Origin of the sequence: Listeria monocytogenes, from assembly GCF_900187225.1 — a bacterium.
GTDB classification, from domain to species: Bacteria; Bacillota; Bacilli; order Lactobacillales; family Listeriaceae; genus Listeria; species Listeria monocytogenes.
Genome location: NZ_LT906436.1, coordinates 1,706,550 through 1,729,278, shown reverse-complemented (window position 1 = coordinate 1,729,278; position 22,729 = coordinate 1,706,550). Strand labels below are relative to the sequence as shown.

General features: G+C 37.4%; 26 protein-coding genes. 17 read left to right on the top strand and 9 right to left on the bottom strand.

The genetic code is table 11. The features are described 5' to 3' along the window. Positions 1–111: 111 nt before the first annotated feature. Together map and CKV70_RS08800 are read left to right on the top strand one after the other, a co-directional pair. Positions 112–870 (top strand): type I methionyl aminopeptidase, encoded by a 759-nt coding sequence (gene map / locus CKV70_RS08805; RefSeq protein WP_003724059.1) that lies wholly within the window; start codon positions 112–114, stop codon positions 868–870. Between the two features lie 121 nt (positions 871–991). After that, positions 992–1,798, top strand: coding sequence for an AAC(3) family N-acetyltransferase (locus CKV70_RS08800; RefSeq protein ID WP_014600912.1), 807 nt, complete (start codon positions 992–994; stop codon positions 1,796–1,798). Positions 1,799–1,817: 19 nt separating this feature from the next. On the opposite strand, the gene CKV70_RS08795 is transcribed toward CKV70_RS08800, so the two are convergent. Then, a complete protein-coding gene (locus CKV70_RS08795) occupies positions 1,818–2,039 on the bottom strand; it encodes a DUF1128 domain-containing protein (protein WP_003724057.1) in 222 nt (73 codons plus the stop codon). 89 nt (positions 2,040–2,128) lie between these two features. On the opposite strand from CKV70_RS08795, the gene CKV70_RS08790 reads away from it, so the two are divergent. Further along, on the top strand, positions 2,129–2,998 hold the full coding sequence (locus CKV70_RS08790; protein ID WP_003724056.1) for a YihY/virulence factor BrkB family protein: 870 nt from the start codon (positions 2,129–2,131) through the stop codon (positions 2,996–2,998). A 29-nt stretch (positions 2,999–3,027) separates the two neighbouring features. Here the strand turns inward: CKV70_RS08790 and CKV70_RS08785 are convergent, their stop codons facing one another. Further along, complete coding sequence (locus CKV70_RS08785) at positions 3,028–3,672, bottom strand: deoxynucleoside kinase (RefSeq protein ID WP_012951751.1); 645 nt, start codon at positions 3,670–3,672, stop codon at positions 3,028–3,030. 106 nt (positions 3,673–3,778) lie between these two features. On the opposite strand from CKV70_RS08785, the gene CKV70_RS08780 reads away from it, so the two are divergent. The 4 genes from CKV70_RS08780 to CKV70_RS08765 all read left to right on the top strand — a co-directional run bounded on the left by CKV70_RS08780 (position 3,779) and on the right by CKV70_RS08765 (position 6,401). Then, positions 3,779–4,159: an OsmC family protein gene (locus CKV70_RS08780; protein ID WP_003733117.1), complete on the top strand. Its 381-nt coding sequence runs from the start codon at positions 3,779–3,781 to the stop codon at positions 4,157–4,159. Between the two features lie 64 nt (positions 4,160–4,223). Next, positions 4,224–5,603 carry a 23S rRNA (uracil(1939)-C(5))-methyltransferase RlmD gene (gene rlmD, locus CKV70_RS08775; RefSeq protein WP_003733116.1) on the top strand — a complete coding sequence of 460 codons (1,380 nt, stop codon included), beginning with the start codon at positions 4,224–4,226 and terminating at the stop codon, positions 5,601–5,603. Between the two features lie 14 nt (positions 5,604–5,617). Beyond that, the gene (gene fosX, locus CKV70_RS08770; RefSeq protein WP_014600911.1) at positions 5,618–6,019 is read left to right on the top strand and encodes a fosfomycin resistance hydrolase FosX; all 402 of its coding nucleotides are present in this window, start codon (positions 5,618–5,620) and stop codon (positions 6,017–6,019) included. Between the two features lie 28 nt (positions 6,020–6,047). Then, complete coding sequence (locus tag CKV70_RS08765) at positions 6,048–6,401, top strand: hypothetical protein (protein WP_014600910.1); 354 nt, start codon at positions 6,048–6,050, stop codon at positions 6,399–6,401. 34 nt (positions 6,402–6,435) lie between these two features. Here CKV70_RS08765 and CKV70_RS08760 read toward each other — a convergent pair whose 3' ends face one another. Continuing rightward, complete coding sequence (locus CKV70_RS08760) at positions 6,436–6,642, bottom strand: hypothetical protein (RefSeq protein WP_014600909.1); 207 nt, start codon at positions 6,640–6,642, stop codon at positions 6,436–6,438. A 27-nt stretch (positions 6,643–6,669) separates the two neighbouring features. Continuing rightward, positions 6,670–7,572 (bottom strand): methyl-accepting chemotaxis protein, encoded by a 903-nt coding sequence (locus CKV70_RS08755; RefSeq protein ID WP_003733114.1) that lies wholly within the window; start codon positions 7,570–7,572, stop codon positions 6,670–6,672. 189 nt (positions 7,573–7,761) lie between these two features. Here CKV70_RS08755 and CKV70_RS08750 point away from each other — a divergent pair, with 189 nt between their 5' ends. Next, positions 7,762–8,304: a GNAT family N-acetyltransferase gene (locus CKV70_RS08750; protein ID WP_012951693.1), complete on the top strand. Its 543-nt coding sequence runs from the start codon at positions 7,762–7,764 to the stop codon at positions 8,302–8,304. A gap of 43 nt (positions 8,305–8,347) precedes the next feature. On the opposite strand, the gene CKV70_RS08745 is transcribed toward CKV70_RS08750, so the two are convergent. Continuing rightward, positions 8,348–9,313, bottom strand: a complete 966-nt coding sequence (locus CKV70_RS08745) for a cation diffusion facilitator family transporter (protein ID WP_003733112.1) — start codon at positions 9,311–9,313, stop codon at positions 8,348–8,350. 207 nt (positions 9,314–9,520) lie between these two features. On the opposite strand from CKV70_RS08745, the gene CKV70_RS08740 reads away from it, so the two are divergent. Together CKV70_RS08740 and mprF are read left to right on the top strand one after the other, a co-directional pair. Then, positions 9,521–10,195 (top strand): VanZ family protein, encoded by a 675-nt coding sequence (locus CKV70_RS08740; protein ID WP_003724076.1) that lies wholly within the window; start codon positions 9,521–9,523, stop codon positions 10,193–10,195. A gap of 26 nt (positions 10,196–10,221) precedes the next feature. Continuing rightward, on the top strand, positions 10,222–12,819 hold the full coding sequence (mprF, locus tag CKV70_RS08735; RefSeq protein ID WP_003724075.1) for a bifunctional lysylphosphatidylglycerol flippase/synthetase MprF: 2,598 nt from the start codon (positions 10,222–10,224) through the stop codon (positions 12,817–12,819). A gap of 20 nt (positions 12,820–12,839) precedes the next feature. Here the strand turns inward: mprF and CKV70_RS08730 are convergent, their stop codons facing one another. Further along, positions 12,840–13,742, bottom strand: coding sequence for a TIGR01777 family oxidoreductase (locus tag CKV70_RS08730; RefSeq protein WP_003733110.1), 903 nt, complete (start codon positions 13,740–13,742; stop codon positions 12,840–12,842). A gap of 97 nt (positions 13,743–13,839) precedes the next feature. On the opposite strand from CKV70_RS08730, the gene recX reads away from it, so the two are divergent. From recX to CKV70_RS08715, 3 genes are read left to right on the top strand one after another with little or no spacing between them, the layout of a single operon-like run. Further along, positions 13,840–14,649 carry a recombination regulator RecX gene (gene recX, locus CKV70_RS08725; RefSeq protein WP_014600908.1) on the top strand — a complete coding sequence of 270 codons (810 nt, stop codon included), beginning with the start codon at positions 13,840–13,842 and terminating at the stop codon, positions 14,647–14,649. Position 14,650: 1 nt separating this feature from the next. Then, positions 14,651–14,884 carry a YfhJ family protein gene (locus tag CKV70_RS08720; protein ID WP_014600907.1) on the top strand — a complete coding sequence of 78 codons (234 nt, stop codon included), beginning with the start codon at positions 14,651–14,653 and terminating at the stop codon, positions 14,882–14,884. An 11-nt stretch (positions 14,885–14,895) separates the two neighbouring features. Next, on the top strand, positions 14,896–15,357 hold the full coding sequence (locus CKV70_RS08715) for a dCTP deaminase/dUTPase family protein (RefSeq protein WP_009924860.1): 462 nt from the start codon (positions 14,896–14,898) through the stop codon (positions 15,355–15,357). A 31-nt stretch (positions 15,358–15,388) separates the two neighbouring features. Here CKV70_RS08715 and CKV70_RS08710 read toward each other — a convergent pair whose 3' ends face one another. Further along, positions 15,389–16,369 carry a metal-dependent hydrolase gene (locus tag CKV70_RS08710; protein WP_003723878.1) on the bottom strand — a complete coding sequence of 327 codons (981 nt, stop codon included), beginning with the start codon at positions 16,367–16,369 and terminating at the stop codon, positions 15,389–15,391. A 200-nt stretch (positions 16,370–16,569) separates the two neighbouring features. Between CKV70_RS08710 and mutY the strand changes: the two genes are divergently transcribed. The 3 genes from mutY (at position 16,570) to CKV70_RS08690 (ending at position 19,099) form a co-directional block, all read left to right on the top strand. Then, complete coding sequence (gene mutY / locus CKV70_RS08700) at positions 16,570–17,667, top strand: A/G-specific adenine glycosylase (protein ID WP_015454856.1); 1,098 nt, start codon at positions 16,570–16,572, stop codon at positions 17,665–17,667. Positions 17,668–17,670: 3 nt separating this feature from the next. After that, positions 17,671–18,417 carry an enoyl-[acyl-carrier-protein] reductase FabL gene (fabL, locus tag CKV70_RS08695; protein WP_014600905.1) on the top strand — a complete coding sequence of 249 codons (747 nt, stop codon included), beginning with the start codon at positions 17,671–17,673 and terminating at the stop codon, positions 18,415–18,417. A gap of 154 nt (positions 18,418–18,571) precedes the next feature. Then, entirely contained in the window at positions 18,572–19,099 is a 528-nt protein-coding gene (locus CKV70_RS08690) for a nucleoside tri-diphosphate phosphatase (RefSeq protein WP_003723875.1), read from the top strand. 41 nt (positions 19,100–19,140) lie between these two features. Here the strand turns inward: CKV70_RS08690 and CKV70_RS08685 are convergent, their stop codons facing one another. Together CKV70_RS08685 and CKV70_RS08680 are read right to left on the bottom strand one after the other, a co-directional pair. Continuing rightward, the gene (locus CKV70_RS08685) at positions 19,141–20,229 is read right to left on the bottom strand and encodes an aromatic acid exporter family protein (protein WP_003723874.1); all 1,089 of its coding nucleotides are present in this window, start codon (positions 20,227–20,229) and stop codon (positions 19,141–19,143) included. A 105-nt stretch (positions 20,230–20,334) separates the two neighbouring features. Next, the gene (locus CKV70_RS08680; RefSeq protein ID WP_014600904.1) at positions 20,335–21,633 is read right to left on the bottom strand and encodes a glutamate-1-semialdehyde 2,1-aminomutase; all 1,299 of its coding nucleotides are present in this window, start codon (positions 21,631–21,633) and stop codon (positions 20,335–20,337) included. 144 nt (positions 21,634–21,777) lie between these two features. On the opposite strand from CKV70_RS08680, the gene CKV70_RS08675 reads away from it, so the two are divergent. Further along, the gene (locus CKV70_RS08675; protein WP_014600903.1) at positions 21,778–22,719 is read left to right on the top strand and encodes an NAD(P)-dependent oxidoreductase; all 942 of its coding nucleotides are present in this window, start codon (positions 21,778–21,780) and stop codon (positions 22,717–22,719) included. Positions 22,720–22,729: the final 10 nt, after the last annotated feature.

Genomic DNA, 22,729 nt, shown 5'->3' with positions numbered 1-22,729 from the left:
CTATTATAAATGTCTTCAGAAAAACTGCAACCTTTTTTCCAGATTACTTTATTTCTAAGGGGTTTCGAGCTATAATAGTAAATAGTGGAAATTTTAGGAGGGAATGAAAAGATGATCACACTCAAATCAAGACGCGAAATCGATGAGATGAAAGCAGCAGGAAAAATCCTTGCCGATACGCATAAAGAACTTAAAAAAATTATTAAACCTGGTATTACAAGCTGGGATTTAGAAGTATTTACAGAAGAATTTTTACGTAAAAATGGCGCAACTCCAGAGCAAAAAGGCTTTGAAGGTTATGAATATGCTATTTGTGCAAGTATTAATGACGAAATTTGTCACGGCTTCCCGCGCAAACAAAAGCTTAACCAAGGCGATATTATTACAGTAGATATGGTCGTGAATTATCACGGCGCACTTGCTGATTCTGCTTGGACTTATGCAGTAGGGGAAGTGCCTGATGATGTGAAACATTTAATGGATGTAACGCATAAAGCACTTTATTTAGGTATTGAACAAGCACAAGTAGGCGCTCGAGTTGGCGATATTGGTCATGCTATTCAAACATACGTAGAATCTGAAAATCTTGCTGTTGTACGTGAGTTTATTGGTCACGGTGTTGGACCAACTTTACATGAAAAACCAGATATCCCACATTACGGTACAGCTGGCAAAGGACCTCGCTTAAAAGAAGGCATGGTTATTACAGTGGAACCAATGGTCAATATGGGTGCTTGGAAAGCCAAAATGGACGATAATGGCTGGACTGCTAGAACCGTTGATGGCTCTTTGTCTGCGCAATATGAACATACTTTTGCAATCACAAAAGATGGTCCAGAAATTTTAACGTATCAAGGCGAAAACGATTAATTAAATTAGCCAGATGCATGTAGAACAGAATGCAAGTAAAAGCACAAGTTTCACACAAATGCTTTTAGTTTGCCGTTTTTTTCTAGGCATCTGGCTTTATTTTTAGAGGCGGTGACATACAATGGGAGAAAAAATGGCTATCTGGCGAACAAAAAAGCCAGCAACAAAACAAAAAATCGTGTCGGACCTACAAGAATCGGGTATTAAAAAGGGAGATACGATTATTTTTCATGCCTCCATGTCAAAAGCACACTGGATTTGCGGTGGTCCAGTTACCGTTATTTTGGCATTGCAAGAACTGGTTGGTGAATTAGGCAATATAGTAATGCCGGCTCAAACAGGTCAATTAAGTGATCCTGCAAAGTGGGAAAATCCGCCAGTTCCTGAAAGTTGGTGGAAAATAATTCGCAGAGAAACACCGCCATTTGATCCGCTTGTAACACCAACTCGTGGAATGGGTGTCATTGCGGAAACTTTTCGTACCATGCCAGATGTTGAGCGGAGTTTTCATCCATACCATTCGTTTTGTGCCTGGGGAAAAGACAAAGAATACATTCTTGCCAAACAGCCACTTGCGAAAAGTATGGGAGACGAATCGCCACTAGGAAAAATATATCAACTTGGTGCGAAAATTATCTTATTTGGGGTAGATAATAATAACAATACTTCACTTCATTTAGCAGAAGAACGCTCCAACATGTTTCCGCTTATCGAAAACCAAGCTGCCTTCCTTAAAAATGGCGAAATCATTTGGGAGAAGTATCAGGAAATTGATTATAATAGTGAAGTGTTTATCGCGTTAGGTCGTGCTTATGAGAAAGAACATGATTTTCACCCAACGACGATTATCGGAGCGCCAACTAAAATCTATGATATGCGAGATTTAGTGGATTTTGGGACCAAGTATTTCCAAACAAAAAACCACTAAAAAGTGGCTGGAATTTGTTTTATTTTCGAACCCGGCGTAATTCTTCTGCAAATAATTGCATTTCACGCGGGCTAAAAGTGGATTTGCGTTTAATTAGCTGATAAATATCGATAAGTGCGTTATAATCAACAGAGTCAAGCTCGAGATTTTCAAAAACACCAACATTCACCATTTTTAGTTTAGTAGTAATTTCAGTTAACATAAAATTCAAGTTTTCCTGCGAAGGGGTTTCAAGATTCATCTTTTTGCTCCTTTCAAACTAATAGACAAAATTTTACCATAATAGAAGAAAAACTTCCAGACGAATGACTAGAACAGGGGGCCTTATCAGTGTGGAAAAAAGTAGTAAAATATGTTAAACAAAACGGGATTGTTCAAGTCGGCCAAGCAGTAAGTGCTAGAGTAGGGCGAAATGATGTTTCTGGAAATGCAGCACAGTTAGCTTATTATATGCTGTTTTCCATTTTTCCAATGCTCTTAATTGCAGCAACATTACTTGCTTATCTTCATATTGATAAAGATTCTGTTTTTAATATGATTAAAGAATTCGCGCCAGACCAGATTATGGACTTTTTAGAAGAAAATTTAAATAACTTATTAACGCAGAAAAATGGCGGATTGCTTTCTATCGGGATTATCGCGACTTTATGGTCGGCATCTAATGGCATGAACGCGGTCATGAAATCGCTCAATAAAGCGTATGGCGTAACCAATAAGCGAAATTACGTCGTACAACGATTATTATCAATGTTTTTCACACTCGCAATGCTTGCAACAGTTGGGGCGACCTTGTTGTTACTTGTATTTGGTCAACAAATTGGGATGTTTTTAATTAATCATTTGAATTTCTCGGAGGACTTTCTTAGCTTTTGGAATAATCTTCGTTGGACGGTTACACTCATTGTTATCTTTGTTGTCTTTACCTTTTTATATTGGGTCGCACCAAACCGTCGCAGTACGTTGATTAGTGTTCTACCTGGAGCTTTATTTTCAACAATCGGTTGGACAGTTGCTTCGCTAGGTTTTGCGTATTACGTAAATAATTTCGGCAACTATTCGGCAACGTATGGCAGTATCGGTGTAATTATTATTTTAATGTTATGGTTTTATTTGACCGGTATTATTTTGATGATTGGCGGGGAGCTTAACGCTACACTGGCGATTCGGAAAAAGAAAAAAGAATTAGGCGAAATCAATTGAAAAAACGCTAAAACAGTAAAAATCCTGTTTTAGCGTTTTAATTTTTCATGAATGAGTTGCATGACATAATCTGCGTCATTTGGTTTATTAATATCAATTTCGTCAATATTAATAACAAGGGTTTCGCTTTTATCATAGGATGCGAACCAACTGTCATAACGACTATGCAAGTGCTTGTAATATTCAAGTAGACCTGGATTATCGTCAATTTGTTCATAAGGACGACCACGAAGAGCAATTCGGCTCAATACAGTGTCTAAACTTCCACGCAAATAAATCAACAAATCCGGTGCTTTTTTAGGCATATATGCAAGTTCTTCCATCATATTGTCGAGTAAATCAAGGTATGTATCCATCTCAGGCTCGGAAATGTTACCTTCTTCAAAATTAATTTGTGTAAAAAGTGCATCCTCATAAATGCTTCGATCAAGCACATTATTTTGATCCGTTAATGCAGCTTTAATACTACGAAAGCGGGTATTTAAAAAATATATTTGTAAGGCAAAAGCCCATCTTTTTGGGTCGTCATAAAACATTTCAAGGATGCGATTATCCTTAATGCTTTCATAAAATGCCTTTGTTCCAAGTTTATTTGCAATTAGCTCTGTATAACTACTTTTCCCAGCGCCAATCATTCCTGCTAAAACAATCACTTTATTTTCTACTCCTTCCATAACATGAGTAGCCTCCTTTTTTGGTCGACTATCTGTTCATTATACTACTAATTTGCTTAATAAGGAGATTTTTTGTACGATAAAAGAGAAGAAATGAGGGATAACAATGACAAAACCATTAAAGCTAGTCTATACCGAAAATGGGTTTGATACAGGAAATTTTTTGATCGATGACAAAATGACCGATTATTCACCAGCGGATTTGATGTTGATGTCTATTGCCAGTTGTAGCGCCATTGTTTTTCGTAACATTTTAAAGAAAAAAAGAGTGGAATTCACCGATTTATGGGTAGATGCCACAATGGAACGCATCCCGGAAGAAGAAAATCGTATAAGCGCGATACATCTTCATTTTAAAATAACAGGACCTATCTTGGACCCTAAAGCACTTGAAAAAGCACTAAAACTAACGCCAAAATACTGTTCGATGGTTCGTTCTGTCGAAAAAAGCATCCTTGTCGATGAAAGTCTTGAAATCATGCCATAAACTACTGACAAGCGGCTGTTTTTTTGTTAGTATTAATGAAGACTTGGAATGATGGAGGAAAATAATGAATCAAAATCCAGTAGAAGAAGGACAAAAATTCCCGCTAACTATTCGGCGCATGGGAATCAACGGGGAAGGAATTGGCTACTTTAAGAAAGCAGTTGTATTTGTACCTGGCGCAATTACCGGTGAAGAGGTAGTTGTTGAAGCGGTCAAAGTTCGCGATCGTTTCACCGAGGCAAAATTAAATAAAATCCGTAAAAAATCTCCAAACCGAGTTACCGCACCTTGCCCAGTGTACGAGGCGTGTGGTGGTTGCCAGTTGCAACATGTGGCCTATAGCGCCCAACTTGAACTAAAAAGAGATATTGTTATTCAATCAATCGAAAAACATACAAAAATCGATCCAACAAAATTAAAAATCCGCCCAACAATCGGAATGGAAGACCCGTGGCGTTACCGTAATAAAAGTCAATTTCAAACAAGAATGGTAGGCAGTGGTCAAGTTGAAACAGGACTTTTCGGAGCCAATTCTCACCAACTTGTTCCGATTGAAGACTGTATCGTTCAACAACCCGTTACCATTAAAGTAACGAATTTTGTTCGCGACTTACTAGAAAAATACGGCGTGCCAATTTATGATGAAAAAGCTGGCAGTGGCATCGTGCGGACAATCGTCGTTCGTACTGGAGTAAAAACCGGCGAAACACAACTCGTTTTCATTACGAATAGTAAAAAGTTACCTAAAAAACGCGAAATGCTTGCAGAAATCGAAGCAGCTCTTCCAGAAGTCACTTCGATTATGCAAAACGTGAATCAAGCAAAATCCTCACTTATTTTCGGTGACGAAACGTTCCTTTTAGCAGGAAAAGAAAGCATTGAAGAAAAATTAATGGAACTCGAATTCGATTTATCCGCGCGTGCCTTTTTCCAATTAAACCCGTTCCAAACAGAGCGGCTCTACCAAGAAGTCGAAAAAGCACTCGTACTAACAGGCAGTGAAACATTAGTCGACGCTTATTGCGGTGTTGGAACAATCGGCCAAGCCTTTGCAGGAAAAGTAAAAGAAGTCCGCGGCATGGATATTATTCCAGAATCCATTGAAGACGCCAAACGAAACGCGGAGAAAAATGGCATCGAAAATGTTTATTATGAGGTAGGAAAAGCAGAAGACGTATTACCTAAATGGGTGAAAGAAGGTTTCCGCCCAGATGCAGTAATCGTTGACCCACCAAGAAGCGGCTGTGACCAAGGCCTAATAAAATCATTACTAGATGTGGAAGCAAAACAACTTGTTTACGTATCATGTAATCCATCCACATTAGCTCGTGACTTGGCTTTACTCGCGAAAAAATACCGCATTCGCTATATGCAACCAGTCGATATGTTCCCGCAAACAGCTCATGTAGAGACCGTAGTACTTTTGCAGTTAAAAGATAAATAAAGGACTGGTGGTACATGATTTCAGGATTAAGCCATATCACTTTAATTGTGAAAGATTTGAATAAAACAACCACATTCTTAAGAGAAATTTTTAATGCAGAAGAAATCTATTCTAGTGGCGATCAGACTTTTTCGCTTTCCAAAGAAAAATTTTTTCTAATTGCTGGCCTATGGATTTGCATTATGGAAGGAGACTCTTTACAAGAGCGAACTTACAATCATATTGCGTTCCAAATTCAATCTGAGGAAGTGGATGAATATATTGAGCGGATTAAATCTCTCGGTGTGGAAATAAAACCAGGACGTCCCAGAGTCCAAGGTGAGGGAAGCTCCATTTATTTTTATGACTTTGATAATCATCTCTTTGAACTACACACTGGTACATTAGAAGAGCGCTTAAAAAGGTATCACGAATAGAAATAACACCTAATAGGAGGAAACAAACATGAAAAAACTATTTGATGAAACGAATGAATTTGAAGCAAAGTACTACCGAACTATTTGGTACGGCTACATCGACAATGAATTCGCGCCAGAATTAAGTGATGAAATAAAACAATTAATTCAACGCGATCTTGCGGAAAAAACAGCGAATCCAATTGAAGCCGCGCACTGGGTTTTCTATAGTGAAACTCAAGCTGGCGACGCAATCGGTGATAAAGTCCGATCTTCCATAATGGTTCGCCACCGTGATAACAAGTTTGACGTCCATTACAACATGAGCGATTTTCAATTTGTTACCGTGTTTGACGTAGCAACCAACTTTAAAAATCAACTTGAACAAGATTTGAATAAATAAAAAAATCCCACCTAACAGTAGGTGGGATTTTCTTTCATCCAAATTCTTTCCAGTGCCAATTACCAATATGTAAACCTTGATCCATTTCACTAGATGTAAAACTATCAGCTCTTGCTTCTGTTTTTGCTCGTGTTAATGAAGTCGCGCTTCCAAAACTATTTGCGGTTTCATAATGGTATTCTTGGTTGTTCAAGCGAATAATAATGGCACGACCAGAAGGATGTTTTCCAATAAGTTTCAAGATTTCTTCGCTCCTTTTTTCAGTCGGTTAAATCATTTTTGTGAAAGCACCGGCATTTTGATCCAAGGCAGTAGAGGCAGATTCAATTTGGCTAAAGTCTTCTAAAGATAAAATAAGCACTTCTTGGCTTTCCTCGACTTTTGCTTCAACACGTTCTGTACCACTTGAGATAGTATTAATTTCTTGCGTGATACCGTTGACACTTTTTTCCACTTCTTTAATAGCTTCTTCTACACGACTCGAAAGTTTACGAACTTCTTCAGCTACAACACTAAATCCACGTCCAGCATCACCAGCACGTGCTGCTTCAATTGCTGCATTTAAGGCAAGTAAATTAGTCTGAGAAGCAATACCGTTAATTGTATTAATAATGCCGTGAATATTTTGCGCTTCTGTTTGCAAGTCGTGAAGTGTATCGGTATTTTCATTTGATTCTTTCGTGATTGATTTCACGAGTTCAAGGAGAGCTTCACTGCGCGTTTTTCCAACACTGGAATGTTCTTTTAAATTGGTTGCCATGCTTTTTAAACCAGATGCGAAATCATGGACCGTCTCTTCTCTTCTCGTAATATCTGTAGCGATTTTGGCAACACCAACGACCGTATCTTCACGTATAATCGGGATATATGTTGCTTCAAACCAAACACGTTCACCGCGTGCATTTTTTCGTTCAATTTTGTTTTGAAATTTTTGCCCAGCAAGCAAATTAGTCCACATTGCTTTATAGCTCGCACTTTGGACAAAATCAGGAAAGCATAAGTCCGGGTGGGATAATTTCAACATTTCTTCTTCTGAGTATCCCATTGCCTCGGCAAAAAGCGCATTAGCATAAGTTACTTTTTTATTAGTATCAAAACGAATTATTGCTACGTTTTGAAGTAAACCGTCGAGAAGGAGAGTTGCGTCTTCTGTTTCCGCATTAACATTCATTAAAAAAACCTCCATTTTTTAGAAAAATAATATAAAAATAACCAACATCAACATAATAACACACTTATATTCGTAATGGAAAGTTTATTTTTTAATAAAATGGGTATATAGAAAAATTAAGGTTAGCAGTGATACTTGCAATCACATCAGAACAATCTTATAATTTAGAAAAATGCGGGAGGGATAAGGATGCGGATTACGGGGGAACGGATTTACTTAAGACCTTTTCAAATAACAGATGCCAATCAAAAACTAGCTTTTCATTTAGCGAATAAAGCTTTTTTTGAAGGTTATTCTATGGAGCGGGATGATCGTTTTTATACGATAGAAGAACAGCAATCGCTTATTTCACGTTTGGAAGATTTTGCTGCGAGTGATGTGGAGTACTATTACGGGATTTTCCTCAATGATACGGATGAACTTATTGGTACGATTAATTTATTTAGTATTTTACGTGAATCTTTACAATCTGCGTTTATTGGTTATTTTCTGGATAAGAAACATAATGGAAATGGTTATGCAACCGAGGCAGTGCAGTTAATAGTAGATTTTGGTTTTGATATACTCGGACTTCATCGTATCGAAGCAGGTGTGATGCCGAAAAATGAACGTTCTAAACAAGTCCTTTTAAAAGCGGGCTTCCATTTAGAAGGGCTCGCAGTACAAAATGTTCGCATTAATGGAACATGGGAAGACCATCAAGTACTTGCTATTATTAATCCGGGAGACTAAAAAAGCCAAGTGTCGCAGTCCGCGCACTTGGCTTTTTCTATTTTTAACGTCCGTCCCCATATTCCCAGTTACGGATGGCATCATCTTCATCAAATGAAATAAGTACATCAGCAACACCGCGTAATTTTCCGATACTTTCTTCCAAACGGTCTTTTATATCATCGACCTCAGCAAGGGTGAGCATGGGATCTAATTCCACTTCAACATCAACATGGAAAACATCGCCTTCTTTAAGAACGGTTAGAACTTGAATATCTCGAACATCAGGATCACTCATTACTAGCTGACCGACAGTTAAATGCATGCTTTGATCTGATTCGCCAATAACTCCAGCCGCATTGTCCAAAAAGACTTTACCAACGACGATAAACATCATCACACCAATTAACATGGATGCAATACCTTCTGCTTGATGGAAAGGGGTAAAGTGAGAAATAATAACCGCAATCATCGCAAGAAGTCCACCACCAGTTGCAACGGAATCCTCCAAAAATACGAGCTTGGTTGCAGCTTTTGCTTTACCTAGATTTAAGATACTGTCTTTAAATAACCGAAGTCCTTTTGATTCTAAACCAACATCGTGCGCAATCTCATGCATCGCTTTTACCAAAACAGAAAACTCCAGCAAGGTACAAAGTAAAAGTACTGTAAGATTAATAAGAAAGCCAGTGGAGCTTGTTGGATGGATAATATGCGCGAAACCTTCACGAATCGTTTCAAAAGCCATTATCCCAACAACAATGACGGCACCAAGTAGCACTAAGTTAACCATTCGCCCAAAACCATGTGGAAAGCGTTTTGTCGGCCGTTTTTTACTTAAAGCAGAGCCGATGAAAACAAAAAATTGATTTGCTGCATCTCCAAGACTATGTAATGTTTCCGCAAACATAGCAATATTTCCTGTAAAAAAATAAGTAACACCTTTGATAATAGAAACAACGGTGTTCACAAGAGCAGCTGTTAAGGCTGATTTGTTACCTTCTTTTAATAACCCTAATAATTCTTTCATCCTAGTCTCCTCCACGAATATCATTAAGAAATTGTAGCACTTTTTTAGTCAAAAAGAAAATAAGAACTCGAAAGCCTTACAGAAGCTTGCAAAAATGTAAGCACAAACAAGCTTTCTTTTCATTTTTATATCTGCTAAACTGTTACTAGGAGCTTATTCAGAGAGTCTGAAAGCTGATTTTGAAACGGAAGGCGTTGGAATACGAGAATGCAGGTCCAAAAATGCCGTTTTTTTGTGTTGTTATTGCCAGCGTTATATCTCCTGTATGGGATTTCGCTTGCACTACAATTTGGGAATAACGCAGATTTAATTAATACCATTGCAAATAGTTGTTTACTTTTTTTAGCAACCCTAATACTAACTAACATGGCGAGACTAAAGAATTGGATAGACTTTATATGGTTTTGCGTTTTTATTCTATATATAATTATTTTGTTACACCTTGTTGCCTACATAGCTGTTGGGGATTTCGTAAACAGTACTTATACTGGGAATTTCCATATTCAAAAAGAAATGATTAACCTAATACCTTTTACAACTATAGAAAATACATTTCAACAAACATTACCAACGATGCCTACTATTATTCAAATTTTCGGGAATGTTTTATTGTTATGTCCACTGTCTTTTTTCATGCTTTACTTTAAAATAACAAGCACTGCGGGAAAAACATTATTAGTCATATTCTTAACATCTTGCGGCATCGAACTGCTTCAATTTGCGCAAACAACGATGATTACAGGATTTGAAAGTATATCGCTACCACCAAAACGTTCTACAGATATAGATGACATCATTTTAAATACGTTAAGTGGATTAATAGGCATTCTACTAGCTTATGCTTTACCATCTGTTAGAAAACGAATCAATAAAAGAAGATGAATGGAAATCGTTAAGGAGACTCTGTTATGAAAGAAAAATTAATGCAAGCCTATGCCTGGTTTCAAAAAAATAGTACCGTCGTAAAAATCGTTTTTATTACTTTTGTGATGGCTTTTGTTATTTTTGAAATTATTAATATTGCGACGGGGATTGACTATCCGTCGCTAAAAGAAAATTTAACTTCTCAAAGCCCGGAACAAATATTTATTATGTTTATCGTGGGCTTAATTGCTGTCACTCCAATGCTTTTGTATGATTATGTCATCGTTAAGTTGTTACCTGGAAAGTTTTCGCCAAGTCATGTGATTGCCTCTGGTTGGATTACGAATACCTTTACTAATATTGGCGGTTTTGGTGGCGTATTAGGTGCCAGTTTAAGAGCAAGTTTTTATGGGAAAAATGCATCTCATAAGGAAATTTTATTAGCTATTTCTAAGATTGCTTTATTTTTAGTATCTGGTTTATCGATTTACTGTTTAGTATCATTAGCCACTTTACTCATTCCAGGATTTGCAGATCATTTTGTTAATTACTGGCCATGGCTTCTTGCGGGTGGTCTTTACTTCCCGATTTTATTTACTATTACGAAATGGAAAAGTAAGTCACTCTTTGTTGATTTACCTATCAAAAGAGAATTAACGTTAATTATCGCTTCTCTTTTGGAGTGGGGCTTCGCTTTTGGATGTTTCGCGATTATCGGTACATTGATGGGAGAACCAGTCGATATTTTCAAAGTGTTCCCGTTATTTGTTATTGCTTCGGTAATTGGGATTGCTTCGATGGTACCTGGTGGAGTAGGGACATTTGACGTCGTGATGATTCTTGGACTTAGCCAATTAGGTGTTTCTCAAGAATTAGCGCTCGCTTGGATGCTATTTTACCGAATTTTCTACTATATTATTCCTTTTGTAGTGGGACTACTTTTCTTCGTCCAAAAAGCTGGTAAAAAAGTAAATGACTTTTTAGAAGGATTACCGTTATTATTCTTACAAAAAGTGGCCCATCGCTTCTTAGTTATTTTTGTTTACGGCTCTGGGTTATTGTTAATTTTGTCTTCCGCCGTACCAAACGCTATTTACCATGTGCCATTCTTATACAAAATTATGCCGTTTAATTTCTTATTCACTTCCCAAATTACCATTGTTGCATTTGGCTTTTTACTACTGGGGCTTGCGAGAGGGATTGAATGTAAAACAAAGAAAGCGTATATTATTACAGTAATTGTTCTAGGTTGCGCGATTTTCAACACACTTGCTCGCGTATTTTCGATGAAGCAGGCAATCTTTTTAGGAATTGTGCTGTTATGTTTATTCTTAGCTCGAAACGAATTTTACCGAGAAAAACTGGTTTATACTTGGAGTAAAGTAATTATTGATAGCATTATTTTCATCGTATGTCTGGCAGGTTACATTGTTATCGGTATTTACAACTCACCAAATATCAAACACTCCAAAGAAATCCCTGACTATTTACGCATTGCCTCAGAGCATTTATGGTTAGTCGGCTTCGTTGGCGTATTTATCGCCGTTGTTAGTTTAGTCATTATTTACATTTATTTATCCACAACAAAAGAAAAACTTGGCTCTCCATTTGAAGCAGTCAAAGTACGCGAACATTTAGCGAAATGGGGCGGAAATGAAGTCAGTCATACGATGTTCTTACGTGATAAACTGCTATTTTGGGCAGCAGAGGGGGAAGTACTTTTCTCTTACCGAATCATTGCGGACAAAATGGTCATCATGGGCGAACCAACTGGGAACATGGACAAAATGGAAGCAGCGATTGAAGAGGTAATGATGAACGCTGATAGATTTGGCTATCGACCTGTTTTCTATGAAGTCCGGGGCACGATGATTCCATATTTACATGATCACGGATTTGACTTTATCAAGCTTGGCGAGGAAGGTTTTGTCGACGTCCAAAACTTTACAATGAGTGGTAAAAAGAAAAAAGGTGAGCGAGCTCTCATGAATAAATTAGAACGAGAAGGTTATACTTTTGAAATAATAGAACCACCATTCAATCACGACACTTGGACAACTTTACGAGCAGTTTCTGATGAGTGGCTAGATGGTAGGGAAGAAAAAGGTTTCTCATTAGGATTCTTCGATACGTATTATCTCGAACAAGCTCCGATTGCTATCGCTAAAAACGGAGAAGGTACTATCGTTGGATTTGCTTCGATGATGCCGTCATATACAGACGAAATGACTTCGATTGACCTAATGCGTTACTCCAAAGAAGCGCCATCAGGTATTATGGATTTCCTTTTCATTAACCTATTCGAAAAAGCCAAAGAAGACGGCTTCCAAACATTTAATGCCGGTATGGCACCACTTGCCAATGTTGGGGAAAGTAAATATGCTTTCCTAGGTGAACGATTAGCCGGACTTGTATACCGTTATAGTCAAGGTTTTTACGGTTTTAAAGGATTACGTAATTTTAAATCCAAATATGTTACAGAATGGGAACAAAAATTTGTTGCCTTTAGAAAAAGAAGTTCCATTGCTTTCACCATGTTACAATTAATGATTCTTGTTGGTAAAAAACGACCACTTGCAAATAGCCAAGTAGTCCTTGATTTCCCACTCGAAGAAGAAACAAAAAAACCAGATTCTGAGTAAAATCAGAATCTGGTTTTTTATCAATCTAACAAGTCATCTAAAGCTTCTTGCAAAGTTTCAAAGCGAAACTCAAAATGGTTACTCATCAGCTTTTCCGGATAAGCACGTTGACTGTCCAAAATAGTCATTGCACGTTCACCGAGAATGAATTTAATTATTTTTTTAGGTACAGGTGTTTTATACGGTTTATGCATTTTTTTTCCAAGGCGTTCAGCAAATTTCTTTTCTTGAACAGGGTGAGGGGCTGTAAAATTAACGACACCGTTTATTTGTTCGTGGTCAAAAATAAATAAGATTGCCGCTACAACATCATCCACATGAATCCAAGAATACCATTGTCTGCCATTACCAAAGCGACCCCCTGTATAGGTTTGGAATAATTTTTCAAAAACAGGGAACGAGCCCCCGTTAGTCCCGAGTACAAGACCAAAGCGAGCATACACGACACGAATACCCAAATCACTTGCTGCACTAGCTGTTTTTTCCCATTCATAAACTGTTTTTCCTAAGAAGTTATCTGCATAAGTATTTTCTTCTGTATCTAGATAAATCGTTGACTTAGAAGAAGTATAAGCCCCAATTGCACTCGCATTAATCCACAATTTTGGTTTTGATTTCATTTTTTTCACAATTGATAGAAGCGCTGAAGTAGCTTCGATGCGGCTATTTACAATCACTTTCTTTCTATCATAAGTCCATTTTTCATCCATCAAACCAGCACCTGCCAAATTAATACAAACATCCACTGGTAAATCTTCTAAATTCGGCAATTTATCTTCATTCAACCATTCAATATAGTGTACATTCGCGCGGTTTTTTAGCTTTTGTCTTGTTAAAATATAAAGCTCGTGATCAGATTTTTCTAATTCATGTACTAAATGATCACCAATAAAACCTGTTGCGCCTGTAAGTAAGATATGCAATTTTATCACCTCTTCATTGTCCTAACTAGTTTATTCCCTTTTTAGTAGTATTAAAACCATTTTTTGCTGTATGATAGAAGGGAGAAGGAGGCGGATTATGAAAATCACGTCCATAAGTGTCCAGCAGAAAAACAAAGAACGCTATAACATTTTTATCGATGAAAAATACAACTTTAGTGTAGACGAAGAGGTTTTAGCTCGCTATCAGCTGATGAAAGGTAAAGTTCTTATCGAGGCTGATATAGAAGAAATCAAGCAAGCTGATATGGTTCGAAAAGGGCTAAATAAAGCCATCAACTTCTTATCCCACCGGGTCCGGTCGGAAAAAGAAATTCGCGATTATTTAAGAAAACAAGAAATGGAACCTTTTGCGATTGATGAAATTTTAAAAAAATTAGCTAACATGGACTACATCAATGATTTCGAATTTGCGGAACTATATACTAAAACGCAAATCAAGACGACATTAAAAGGCCCACGAACTATCGAACGCGAATTAGTCGAAAAAGGGCTAACGAGAGAAATCATTAGCCGGGTTATCGAAGAATATTCAGACGAAGCCCAGCTAGAAAATGCGACTAAACAAGCAATGAAAATTATGAAACGAAATAACAAAAGTGCCAAAAAAATGCTTCAACAAAAAATCATCACCGATTTAATCCAAAAAGGCTTTACTAGTGAACTAGCCAAAGCAGCCGCTACTGAAGCAACGAGTGAATTGGATGTGGCGGACGAAGCAGAAATTTTACAAAAGCAAATCGAAAAAACAATGCGTAAAAATAAACGCTACAAACCTAGTATTGCTAAACAAAAAACAATCACATCGCTAATGCAGAAAGGTTTTTCTTATGATACAATTCAATCATACCTAACTGAGAATGAAATCAGTTTCGAGGAGGAAGAGTGAATTGTATACGTATTTAGATGAACTAACAGCGGAATTAATGGTTAAAAATCCGCATTTAGATAAAGAGCAAGCCTTGTGGTGGATTGAAATGCTTTGGTCAGATTTTGAAAGTTCTTATGCCAAAGCGGGTTATCCGTATCGTGGGCCTGAGTACGCGGCAGATTATGTCCGTCAGCAAATCGAGCGCCACGGCAGCTTTTTACACCAAGTAGAACGAAAAGGCCCAAACAAATAGGAGTGAACAAATTGAAAGTAAGAGGATTTGAAGTAGTAAATGAAGCAAGCAGAAAATTTCCAGAACAAACCATATCTCTACCAATACGCGGAGACAAAGGTTCGGCTGGCTATGATTTCTTCTCCAATGAAACAGTAACCATCGTGCCAGGAGAAAAACATATTTTTTGGACAGATATTAAAAGTTATATGCAGGAAGATGAGGTTTTGAATATCTATGTCCGTTCTTCCATTGGTATAAAAAAAGGTTTACTACTATGTAACGGTACAGGAATTATTGATTCCTCTTATTATAGTAATCCAGGTAATGACGGCAATATCGGCATTGCCATCAAAAACTTCTCCAATGAACCAGTAGCTATTGAAGCGGGGGAACGCGTCGCTCAAGGCGTATTCCAAAAATACTTAGTTGCAGATACAGATATCGTCGCAAACGAATCCCGTGTTGGCGGGGTAGGGAGCACAGGTAGATAAATAAAAAAGACCCGGAATCCCGGGTCTTTTTTTAAATACTAACAGGTGCTAGTTTTTTGTATAATTTTTCTGTGGAGAAAATCCAGCCAGTGTAAGATGAAACAATTTTTAAGTCATCATCTAATTTTACTACTGCTACAAATGGATAGTGCCCATTACTACGATAACGTAAATCGGTGAATGTTACATAAGTCCCGTCTAGTTTTTCCTCAATGCGCCAGTTGTAAACTTTGGAGAATGAGATAAATGCAGCAAGATTTTTATCTTTTTTCGCAGAACGAATGATTTCATTATCAGGAACAGGTAAGCGGTCAAATTTTTCATAGATGGAAATATTGCGTTTGAAAGCTCGACCTACATAGTAATGATCCTTCGTTGTTACTGCCACACGCCACTGGAAGAAGTGGATGGTGGAAGCAATAATGATTTCTTCTGAATCTGGAATTAAGTTTTGAACTGCGTGTTTAATCATTCGCTGTGTAACAAATCTTGCCACATAATAAAGTGCCAAAATGACGTAGAGTGTTACAAATGTAGGTAATACTGGAGAACCTAATAACCAAGCCGCAATAGCCACAACATGAGAACCAAAAATGAACCAATCAAATGTGTTGATAAATCCAAATGCGACCCATGTTTCTTTAAACGGTCTGACTGCTTGTGTCCCGTAAGCATTAAAAATATCTACAAAAATGTGTAATCCCACCGCGATAAACGTCCATAACAGTAAATGAATAAATGTGGCTGCTGGGAAAAGTAAATACAAAATAGATGAAATAAGTAATGGCCAAATGGCAAGCATCGGCAAGGAATGCGTTATTCCTCGGTGATTTCTAATATAATCAGCGTTGTTTTTTAGTTTTAATACAGTGTCAATGTCTGGAATTTGTGAACCAATAATTGTTGCTGTCATAATACCAATGGCAGCTTGAGAACTTCCGGCAACTACCGGGTCTACGGTTGCTAACGCTCCGAGTGCAATTCCCATTACTACATGTGTGCCAGTATCCAATGACTTTGCCTCCTCTAAAATCGGTCTTAAAAAATACAAGTGAGTGCTGCCTATAAGAGCACAACACTATTCAATTAAGCCAGCATTCGGTATAATAGAAATCGGCTTAAGAATGGGTATACTATTTTATTCCCTGTCTACATTATACTACACATCCGGAGCAACACACATTAGAAATCTATTAGAATTACGAGGGGAAAATGAGAAAAATGAAGAGACTAACTTGGGATGAAACAAAGATAACTGCTTTTCAAGAAGCACTCGTTTCCTGGTATGAAGCGAATAAGCGCGTCTTACCGTGGCGCGAAAATACCGAGCCTTACAGAATTTGGGTCTCAGAAATCATGCTTCAACAAACAAAAGTCGACACAGTGATTCCTTATTTTAATCGCTTTATGACTCAATTTCCAACAATGGAAAGTTTTGTAAATGCAGATGAAGCGGACATTTTAAAAGCTTGGGAAGGTCTAGGTTATTACTCTCGTGTCAGAAATCTCCAAACAGCCATGAAACAAGTGATGGCAGATTTTTCTGGTGAAGTTCCTACCGACTTAACCACTATTTTATCGCTTAAAGGTGTGGGACCATATACAGCTGGAGCCATCTTAAGTATTGCTTACAACCAAGCAGAACCAGCAGTGGATGGGAATGTCATGCGTGTTATCGCGCGCGTTTTAGAAATTGGCGAGGACATCATGAAAGCATCCACCCGGAAAATTTTTGAAGAGGTATTATATCAACTAATTGACAAAAAAAATCCGGCCGCTTTTAACCAAGGTTTAATGGAAATTGGTGCGCTTGTTTGTACACCAACAAAACCAATGTGTATGCTTTGTCCGCTCCAACCGTTTTGCGAAGCGCATAAAAATGGCGTTGAAACGAATTATCCAGTAAAAATAAAAAAAGTGAAAACGAAAACCAAAGAACTATTAAGCATCATTGTTATTTCAGAAGACGGAAAAATTGCCATAGAGAAACGACCAGAAAATGGTCTGCTTGCGAATATGTGGCAATTTCCTACTATTGAAATTTCTAAAAAAGAAAATGATGAAGTAGCCAAACTACAATTTTTACATAATTATGGCTTAGAAGTTTTACTAGAAGACGAGCCAATTGCGCATATCAAACACGTTTTTTCTCATTTAGTCTGGAAAATGGACATTCGTGTGGCAAAACTTCAGTCAGCAATTCCAAATGAAAATTGGTATTTTGCGACAGAAGAAGAAATGAAGCGACTTGCTTTTCCAGTACCATATCAAAAAATGTGGCAAGCGTGGAAAGATTTTAAGGGGGAATAATAAATGAACAAAGTAGCATTAGTAACAGGAAGTAGTAGAGGACTTGGGAGAGAAATCGCCATCGCACTTGCGAAAGAAGGCTATGATATCGCTGTTAATTTTTCCAGAAATCGCAAAAAAGCAGAAGAAGTAGAACAAGAAATTGAACAACTTGGCAGAAAATGCGTTATTTTTAAAGCCAATGTTGGTGACGTGGAAAAAGTTAGAGAATTATTTAAAGCAGTAGATGAAGAATTTGGTCGGTTAGATATTTTTATTAACAATGCAGCGAGTGGGGTACTTCGACCATTGATGGAACTAGAAGAATCACACTGGGATTGGACAATGAATATTAATGCGAAGGCGTTATTATTTGCTGGACAAGAGGCGGCTAAATTAATGCAACGCCATCAAAGCGGGAAAATCATCAGCTTAAGCTCGATTGGCTCGATTCGTTATTTAGAGAATTACACAACAGTTGGTGTTTCGAAAGCAGCGGTAGAATCACTTACTCGTTATTTAGCAGTCGAACTTGCACCATTTGGTATTGCGGTTAATGCTGTTTCTGGCGGCTTAATTGAAACGGATGCACTAAATCACTTTCCAAATCGTGAAGAATTGTTAAAAGATGCTGTAAGTAAAACACCAGCGGGTCGAATGATTGAGCCCAACGACTTAGTAAATGCCGTATTATTCCTTGCGAGCGAAAAAGCAGATATGATTCGGGGACAAACTATTTTAGTAGATGGTGGCAGAACACTTTTAGTATAGTAAAACAAAATAGGTAAAAATTAGCTATTTTATTTAAAAAATGTTCTTTTTTGAGGAAAATCTTCCGTTTCAGCACGATATTGTTTTTTTGCAGTCTAGCCTTATGTTATAATAATAATGATTTTGATAGTACATGAGGAAAGTAGGATAAAGGATGTACTTACCCAAAGAGAAAGAAATAATACAGATCAAGAGCTACAAACATAACGGAAAACTTCATCGTACTTGGAAAAAGACAGTGGTGCTTAAATCTACGGAGAATATTATTATCGGCGGAAACGACCACACATTAGTTGTGGAAGCAGACGGACGTAAATGGGTAACGCGCGAACCATCTATCTGTTATTTTCATAGTGATTACTGGTTTAATGTAATTTCCATGATTAGAGAAGATGGCATTTATCATTACTGCAATCTAGGGACACCATTTGCAGTAGATGAACAAGCGCTTAAGTACATTGACTATGACCTCGATATTAAGGTTTTCCCAGATGGAAGGTTTCATTTGCTCGATGAGGGCGAATACGAACAACACCGTCGCCAAATGAAGTACCCAGACTCAATTGACCGGATACTTCGACATAATGTGGATGTGTTAAGCCACTGGATTTTGGACAAAAAAGGTCCGTTTTCCCCTGACTACATTGACATTTGGTATGAAAAGTACAAAGAATACCGTTAAAAAAACGAGCTTTGGAGTCTATCTCCAAGCTCGTTTTTTGTTTATTCTTCATTAACATTAATATCAATTTGGTTTTCTTTCGTGTGTCTGAGTTTAAAACTATGAATTAATTTTTCTAAATAGTCGATTGTCTCTTGGTAAGCAAAAACAGAAGCGATAATACGCATTAAATGGTATTTATCCATCATATCCTCATACTCATCTTTTTCAGTTTCTCTCATCTCACGTAAGAAAAGTTGCATCAAATCTTGGGGATCCTGCGCTAAATGTGACTCTACATATTCAAGATCAATCGAAACTTTATCGATATATGTCAGTAAAAGTTGTTCATGTTTATCCGTTAAGTAATCGATATGCTGTCTGATTAATTCTTGCTTATCTGGAGGCAGTTGCAAATAATCATTTTCATAGCGATGTTGGATTTTTAAAAGCTCAAAACCTTTTTGAGAACAAAGCAACATCTGCCTATATACAGCAATTTTCCGCCCTTTTGAAATGGCATTTTTCTTTAAAAAAGTACGCTCTTCTCTGTATAAACCATATAAGTTACGCGTTTGATTTAACTGTTTTTGCATCCATTCCATATCTTTTTTTAGAAGAGGAAAGTCCGCAGCGTGACGCAAGTTTAATTTTATCCAACGAACAATTTCACTATTCGTATTATAAATTAACTGAAACAATGAAACTTCATATTTCGGTGGTAAAAAGAATAGATTGACAATAAATGCCGCAAGTAAACCTAACATAATTGTCCCAAAACGAATAAGCGCGATTTCTAAAAAGTCATTACCAGGAGAATCCATTACAATAATGAGCGTCACGACTGCAAGGCCAATCGTATTCTCCAAGCGGAATTGCATTAATAAAGCAACACAGATAATCGAAGCGACACCAATTAAAATAAAATCATTACCAATATAAAGTCCAAAAATAATTGCAATGATGGCTCCAATTACGTTCCCTTGCGCCCGTTCTAAAATAGTTCGATAGGACCTATAAATAGAAGGTTGGATAGCAAAAACGGCGGAAATGCCTGCCAGAGATGGAGAAGGTGAATTGCAAAGTTGAGCGATAAAAAGCGCCAATGTGATTGCAATACCAGTTTTCAAAATTCTAGCTCCGAATTTCATGGAAGGTTATTCCTTTCTATAGACTATTTGAGCGGGATTTTTAAGTTTTCCCGCTCATTCTTCTTCTATTATAACGTTTCTCACCAGTTTATAAAGTAATATTACCTAGTTATCTTGAACCATTTTTCCAAAAACAGTATCAACTGCTTGGATTGTTTCTAAAATATCAGCTTCCGAGTGTGCGGAAGTGATGAACCATGCTTCATATTTAGAAGGCGCCAAATTAATGCCCTCCTCTAACATTCCTTTAAAGAAACGACCGAATAACTCGCCATTTGTAGCGCCAGCCTCAGCATAATTAGTCACAGCATCTTCCGTAAAGTAAACAGTTAGAGCACCGACAATTTGGTTAACCGTAACAGCGATGCCGTGTTTTAGCGCAGCTTTTTCAATACCATCTTTCAGCATCGAGCCATATTTTTCAAAGCGCTCATACAGTCCTTCTTCTTGTAAAACTTCGAGACACGCGATTCCTGAAAGAATAGATGCCGGATTACCAGCATGCGTCCCAGCTTGATAAGCCGGTCCAAGTGGTGCTACTTTTTCCATAATATCAATTCGACCTCCGTAAGCACCAATCGGAAGCCCACCACCAATAATTTTACCCATGGCAGTCAAATCGGGAATAACACCTAAATAGTTCTGCGCGCCGCCGTACATAAAACGGAAAGCCGTAATGACTTCATCATAAATCACTAAAGAACCATTGACATGTGCGAGTTCATTAACTGCTTCTAAAAATCCATCTTCTGGTGCAACCATTCCAAAATTCCCAACAATTGGCTCTACTAAAACAGCAGCAACTTGATCGCCCCAAATAGCTAATGCTTCTTTAAAAGAATCAAGATCATTAAAGGGGACAGTGATAACTTCTTCTGCGGTTGATTTTGTTACCCCAGCGGAGTCTGGAATGCCAAGCGTAGAAGGGCCAGAACCGGCTTCCACGAGCACTAAATCAAAGTGGCCGTGATAACACCCAGCGAATTTAATGATTTTATCTCTGCCTGTATAAGCACGAGCGACACGAATAGTTGTCATGACAGCTTCCGTCCCAGAATTTGTAAAACGAACTTTCTCAAGTGAAGGAATGGCTTCTTTTAACATTTTCGCAAAAGTGATTTCGTGTTTAGTAGGTGTTCCGTACAAAACACCATTTTGCGCAGCTTTTGTAATTGCTTCTGTAATATGAGGATGTGCATGTCCCGTAATGATCGGTCCAAATGCAGCTAAATAGTCAATATATTTATTGCCATCCACATCATAAAAATAAGCGCCACTAGCCCGTTCCATCGTTACAGGAATTCCGCCGCCAACTCCTTTATTTGACCTAGATGGGCTATTAACCCCGCCAACTATATGTAAAAGTGCTTCATCATGCAATTTTTTTGACATTGAATGATCCATTTCGTCATCTCCTCAAAATTTTAATACCTCTTATATTCTATTCGAAAAAATAAGATGCCGCAATTGAAAAAACAATTTAATTGCTGTTAAATGAAAAAAAGCATAAAATTAATATATAGCTAAAGAAAGGAAGTGTGGCGCAAAATGAACATTTTATTTACATTAGAAGTCCCAGAGTACTTACAGACTTTGCAAGCAGAGAAATTTCCAGATGATACTTTCTATTATGAGAGCAATGATCATTTTGCCAATTTAGCAGAGATAGACGTCATCGTCACATACGGATCTAACATTACCGAAGCCAAAATCAAACAAGCAAGCAACTTAAAATTAATCATGGTTTTTTCCGCGGGAGTAGATAGTTTACCAAGAGAAATAATTCAAAAAAGAAAAATTAAAGTTGCTAATGTACGAGGAATCCATGCGATACCAATGGGTGAATACGCGCTATCTTTTATGTTAGCACACGTAAAAAAAGCTGCTTTCTTCTATCAAATGCAAAAAGAAAAAAATTGGGCAAGTGAAGAACCAATAACAGAATTAGCTGGAAAAACTTTGGTAGTAGCTGGAACGGGAGCCATTGGAGCAAAAGTGGCCGAGTTCGCTCAAGCATTTGATATGGAAATCATAGGGGTAAATACAACGGGCCACCCCGCGAAACCATTTAGTGAAACATATGCAATGACGAATATCGAAAAAGTTGCTCCATTAGCAGATTTTTTTGTTAGTGTTTTACCTCATACAGATGAAACAATGGGTATTTATTCTTTATCATTTTTTGAGAAAATGAAAAATAATGCAGTTTTTATCAATATAGGGCGAGGAAGTGCTGTAGAGTTAAATGTCTTAGAGAAAGCATCAAAAGACCAATTAATAGCTCATTTTTATTTAGATGTTCTATCTGAAGAGCCGCTTTCCGAAGACAATTCCTTATGGCAAGCAAATAATGTAACTATTACACCACATGTATCTGGACATTCGGATAAATATTTAGAGCGCAGCTTTGAAATTTGGTTTGAAAATATCAATCACTTGAAAGAAAACACAAAATTAAGGAACGAAATTGATTTAAATAAAGGATATTAAGCTATAAATT

Coding starts and splice junctions, on each gene's coding strand:
- map (WP_003724059.1), top strand. CDS start 112: ATGATCACACTCAAATCAAGACGCGAAATCGATGAGATGAAAGCAGCA.
- rlmD (WP_003733116.1), top strand. CDS start 4,224: ATGAATCAAAATCCAGTAGAAGAAGGACAAAAATTCCCGCTAACTATT.
- fosX (WP_014600911.1), top strand. CDS start 5,618: ATGATTTCAGGATTAAGCCATATCACTTTAATTGTGAAAGATTTGAAT.
- CKV70_RS08685 (WP_003723874.1), bottom strand. CDS start 20,229: ATGAAATTCGGAGCTAGAATTTTGAAAACTGGTATTGCAATCACATTG.
- CKV70_RS08690 (WP_003723875.1), top strand. CDS start 18,572: ATGTACTTACCCAAAGAGAAAGAAATAATACAGATCAAGAGCTACAAA.
- CKV70_RS08800 (WP_014600912.1), top strand. CDS start 992: ATGGGAGAAAAAATGGCTATCTGGCGAACAAAAAAGCCAGCAACAAAA.
- CKV70_RS08765 (WP_014600910.1), top strand. CDS start 6,048: ATGAAAAAACTATTTGATGAAACGAATGAATTTGAAGCAAAGTACTAC.
- CKV70_RS08745 (WP_003733112.1), bottom strand. CDS start 9,313: ATGAAAGAATTATTAGGGTTATTAAAAGAAGGTAACAAATCAGCCTTA.
- CKV70_RS08795 (WP_003724057.1), bottom strand. CDS start 2,039: ATGAATCTTGAAACCCCTTCGCAGGAAAACTTGAATTTTATGTTAACT.
- fabL (WP_014600905.1), top strand. CDS start 17,671: ATGAACAAAGTAGCATTAGTAACAGGAAGTAGTAGAGGACTTGGGAGA.
- CKV70_RS08785 (WP_012951751.1), bottom strand. CDS start 3,672: ATGGAAGGAGTAGAAAATAAAGTGATTGTTTTAGCAGGAATGATTGGC.
- recX (WP_014600908.1), top strand. CDS start 13,840: ATGAAAATCACGTCCATAAGTGTCCAGCAGAAAAACAAAGAACGCTAT.
- CKV70_RS08780 (WP_003733117.1), top strand. CDS start 3,779: ATGACAAAACCATTAAAGCTAGTCTATACCGAAAATGGGTTTGATACA.
- CKV70_RS08750 (WP_012951693.1), top strand. CDS start 7,762: ATGCGGATTACGGGGGAACGGATTTACTTAAGACCTTTTCAAATAACA.
- CKV70_RS08755 (WP_003733114.1), bottom strand. CDS start 7,572: ATGAATGTTAATGCGGAAACAGAAGACGCAACTCTCCTTCTCGACGGT.
- mutY (WP_015454856.1), top strand. CDS start 16,570: ATGAGAAAAATGAAGAGACTAACTTGGGATGAAACAAAGATAACTGCT.
- mprF (WP_003724075.1), top strand. CDS start 10,222: ATGAAAGAAAAATTAATGCAAGCCTATGCCTGGTTTCAAAAAAATAGT.
- CKV70_RS08675 (WP_014600903.1), top strand. CDS start 21,778: ATGAACATTTTATTTACATTAGAAGTCCCAGAGTACTTACAGACTTTG.
- CKV70_RS08680 (WP_014600904.1), bottom strand. CDS start 21,633: ATGGATCATTCAATGTCAAAAAAATTGCATGATGAAGCACTTTTACAT.
- CKV70_RS08740 (WP_003724076.1), top strand. CDS start 9,521: ATGCAGGTCCAAAAATGCCGTTTTTTTGTGTTGTTATTGCCAGCGTTA.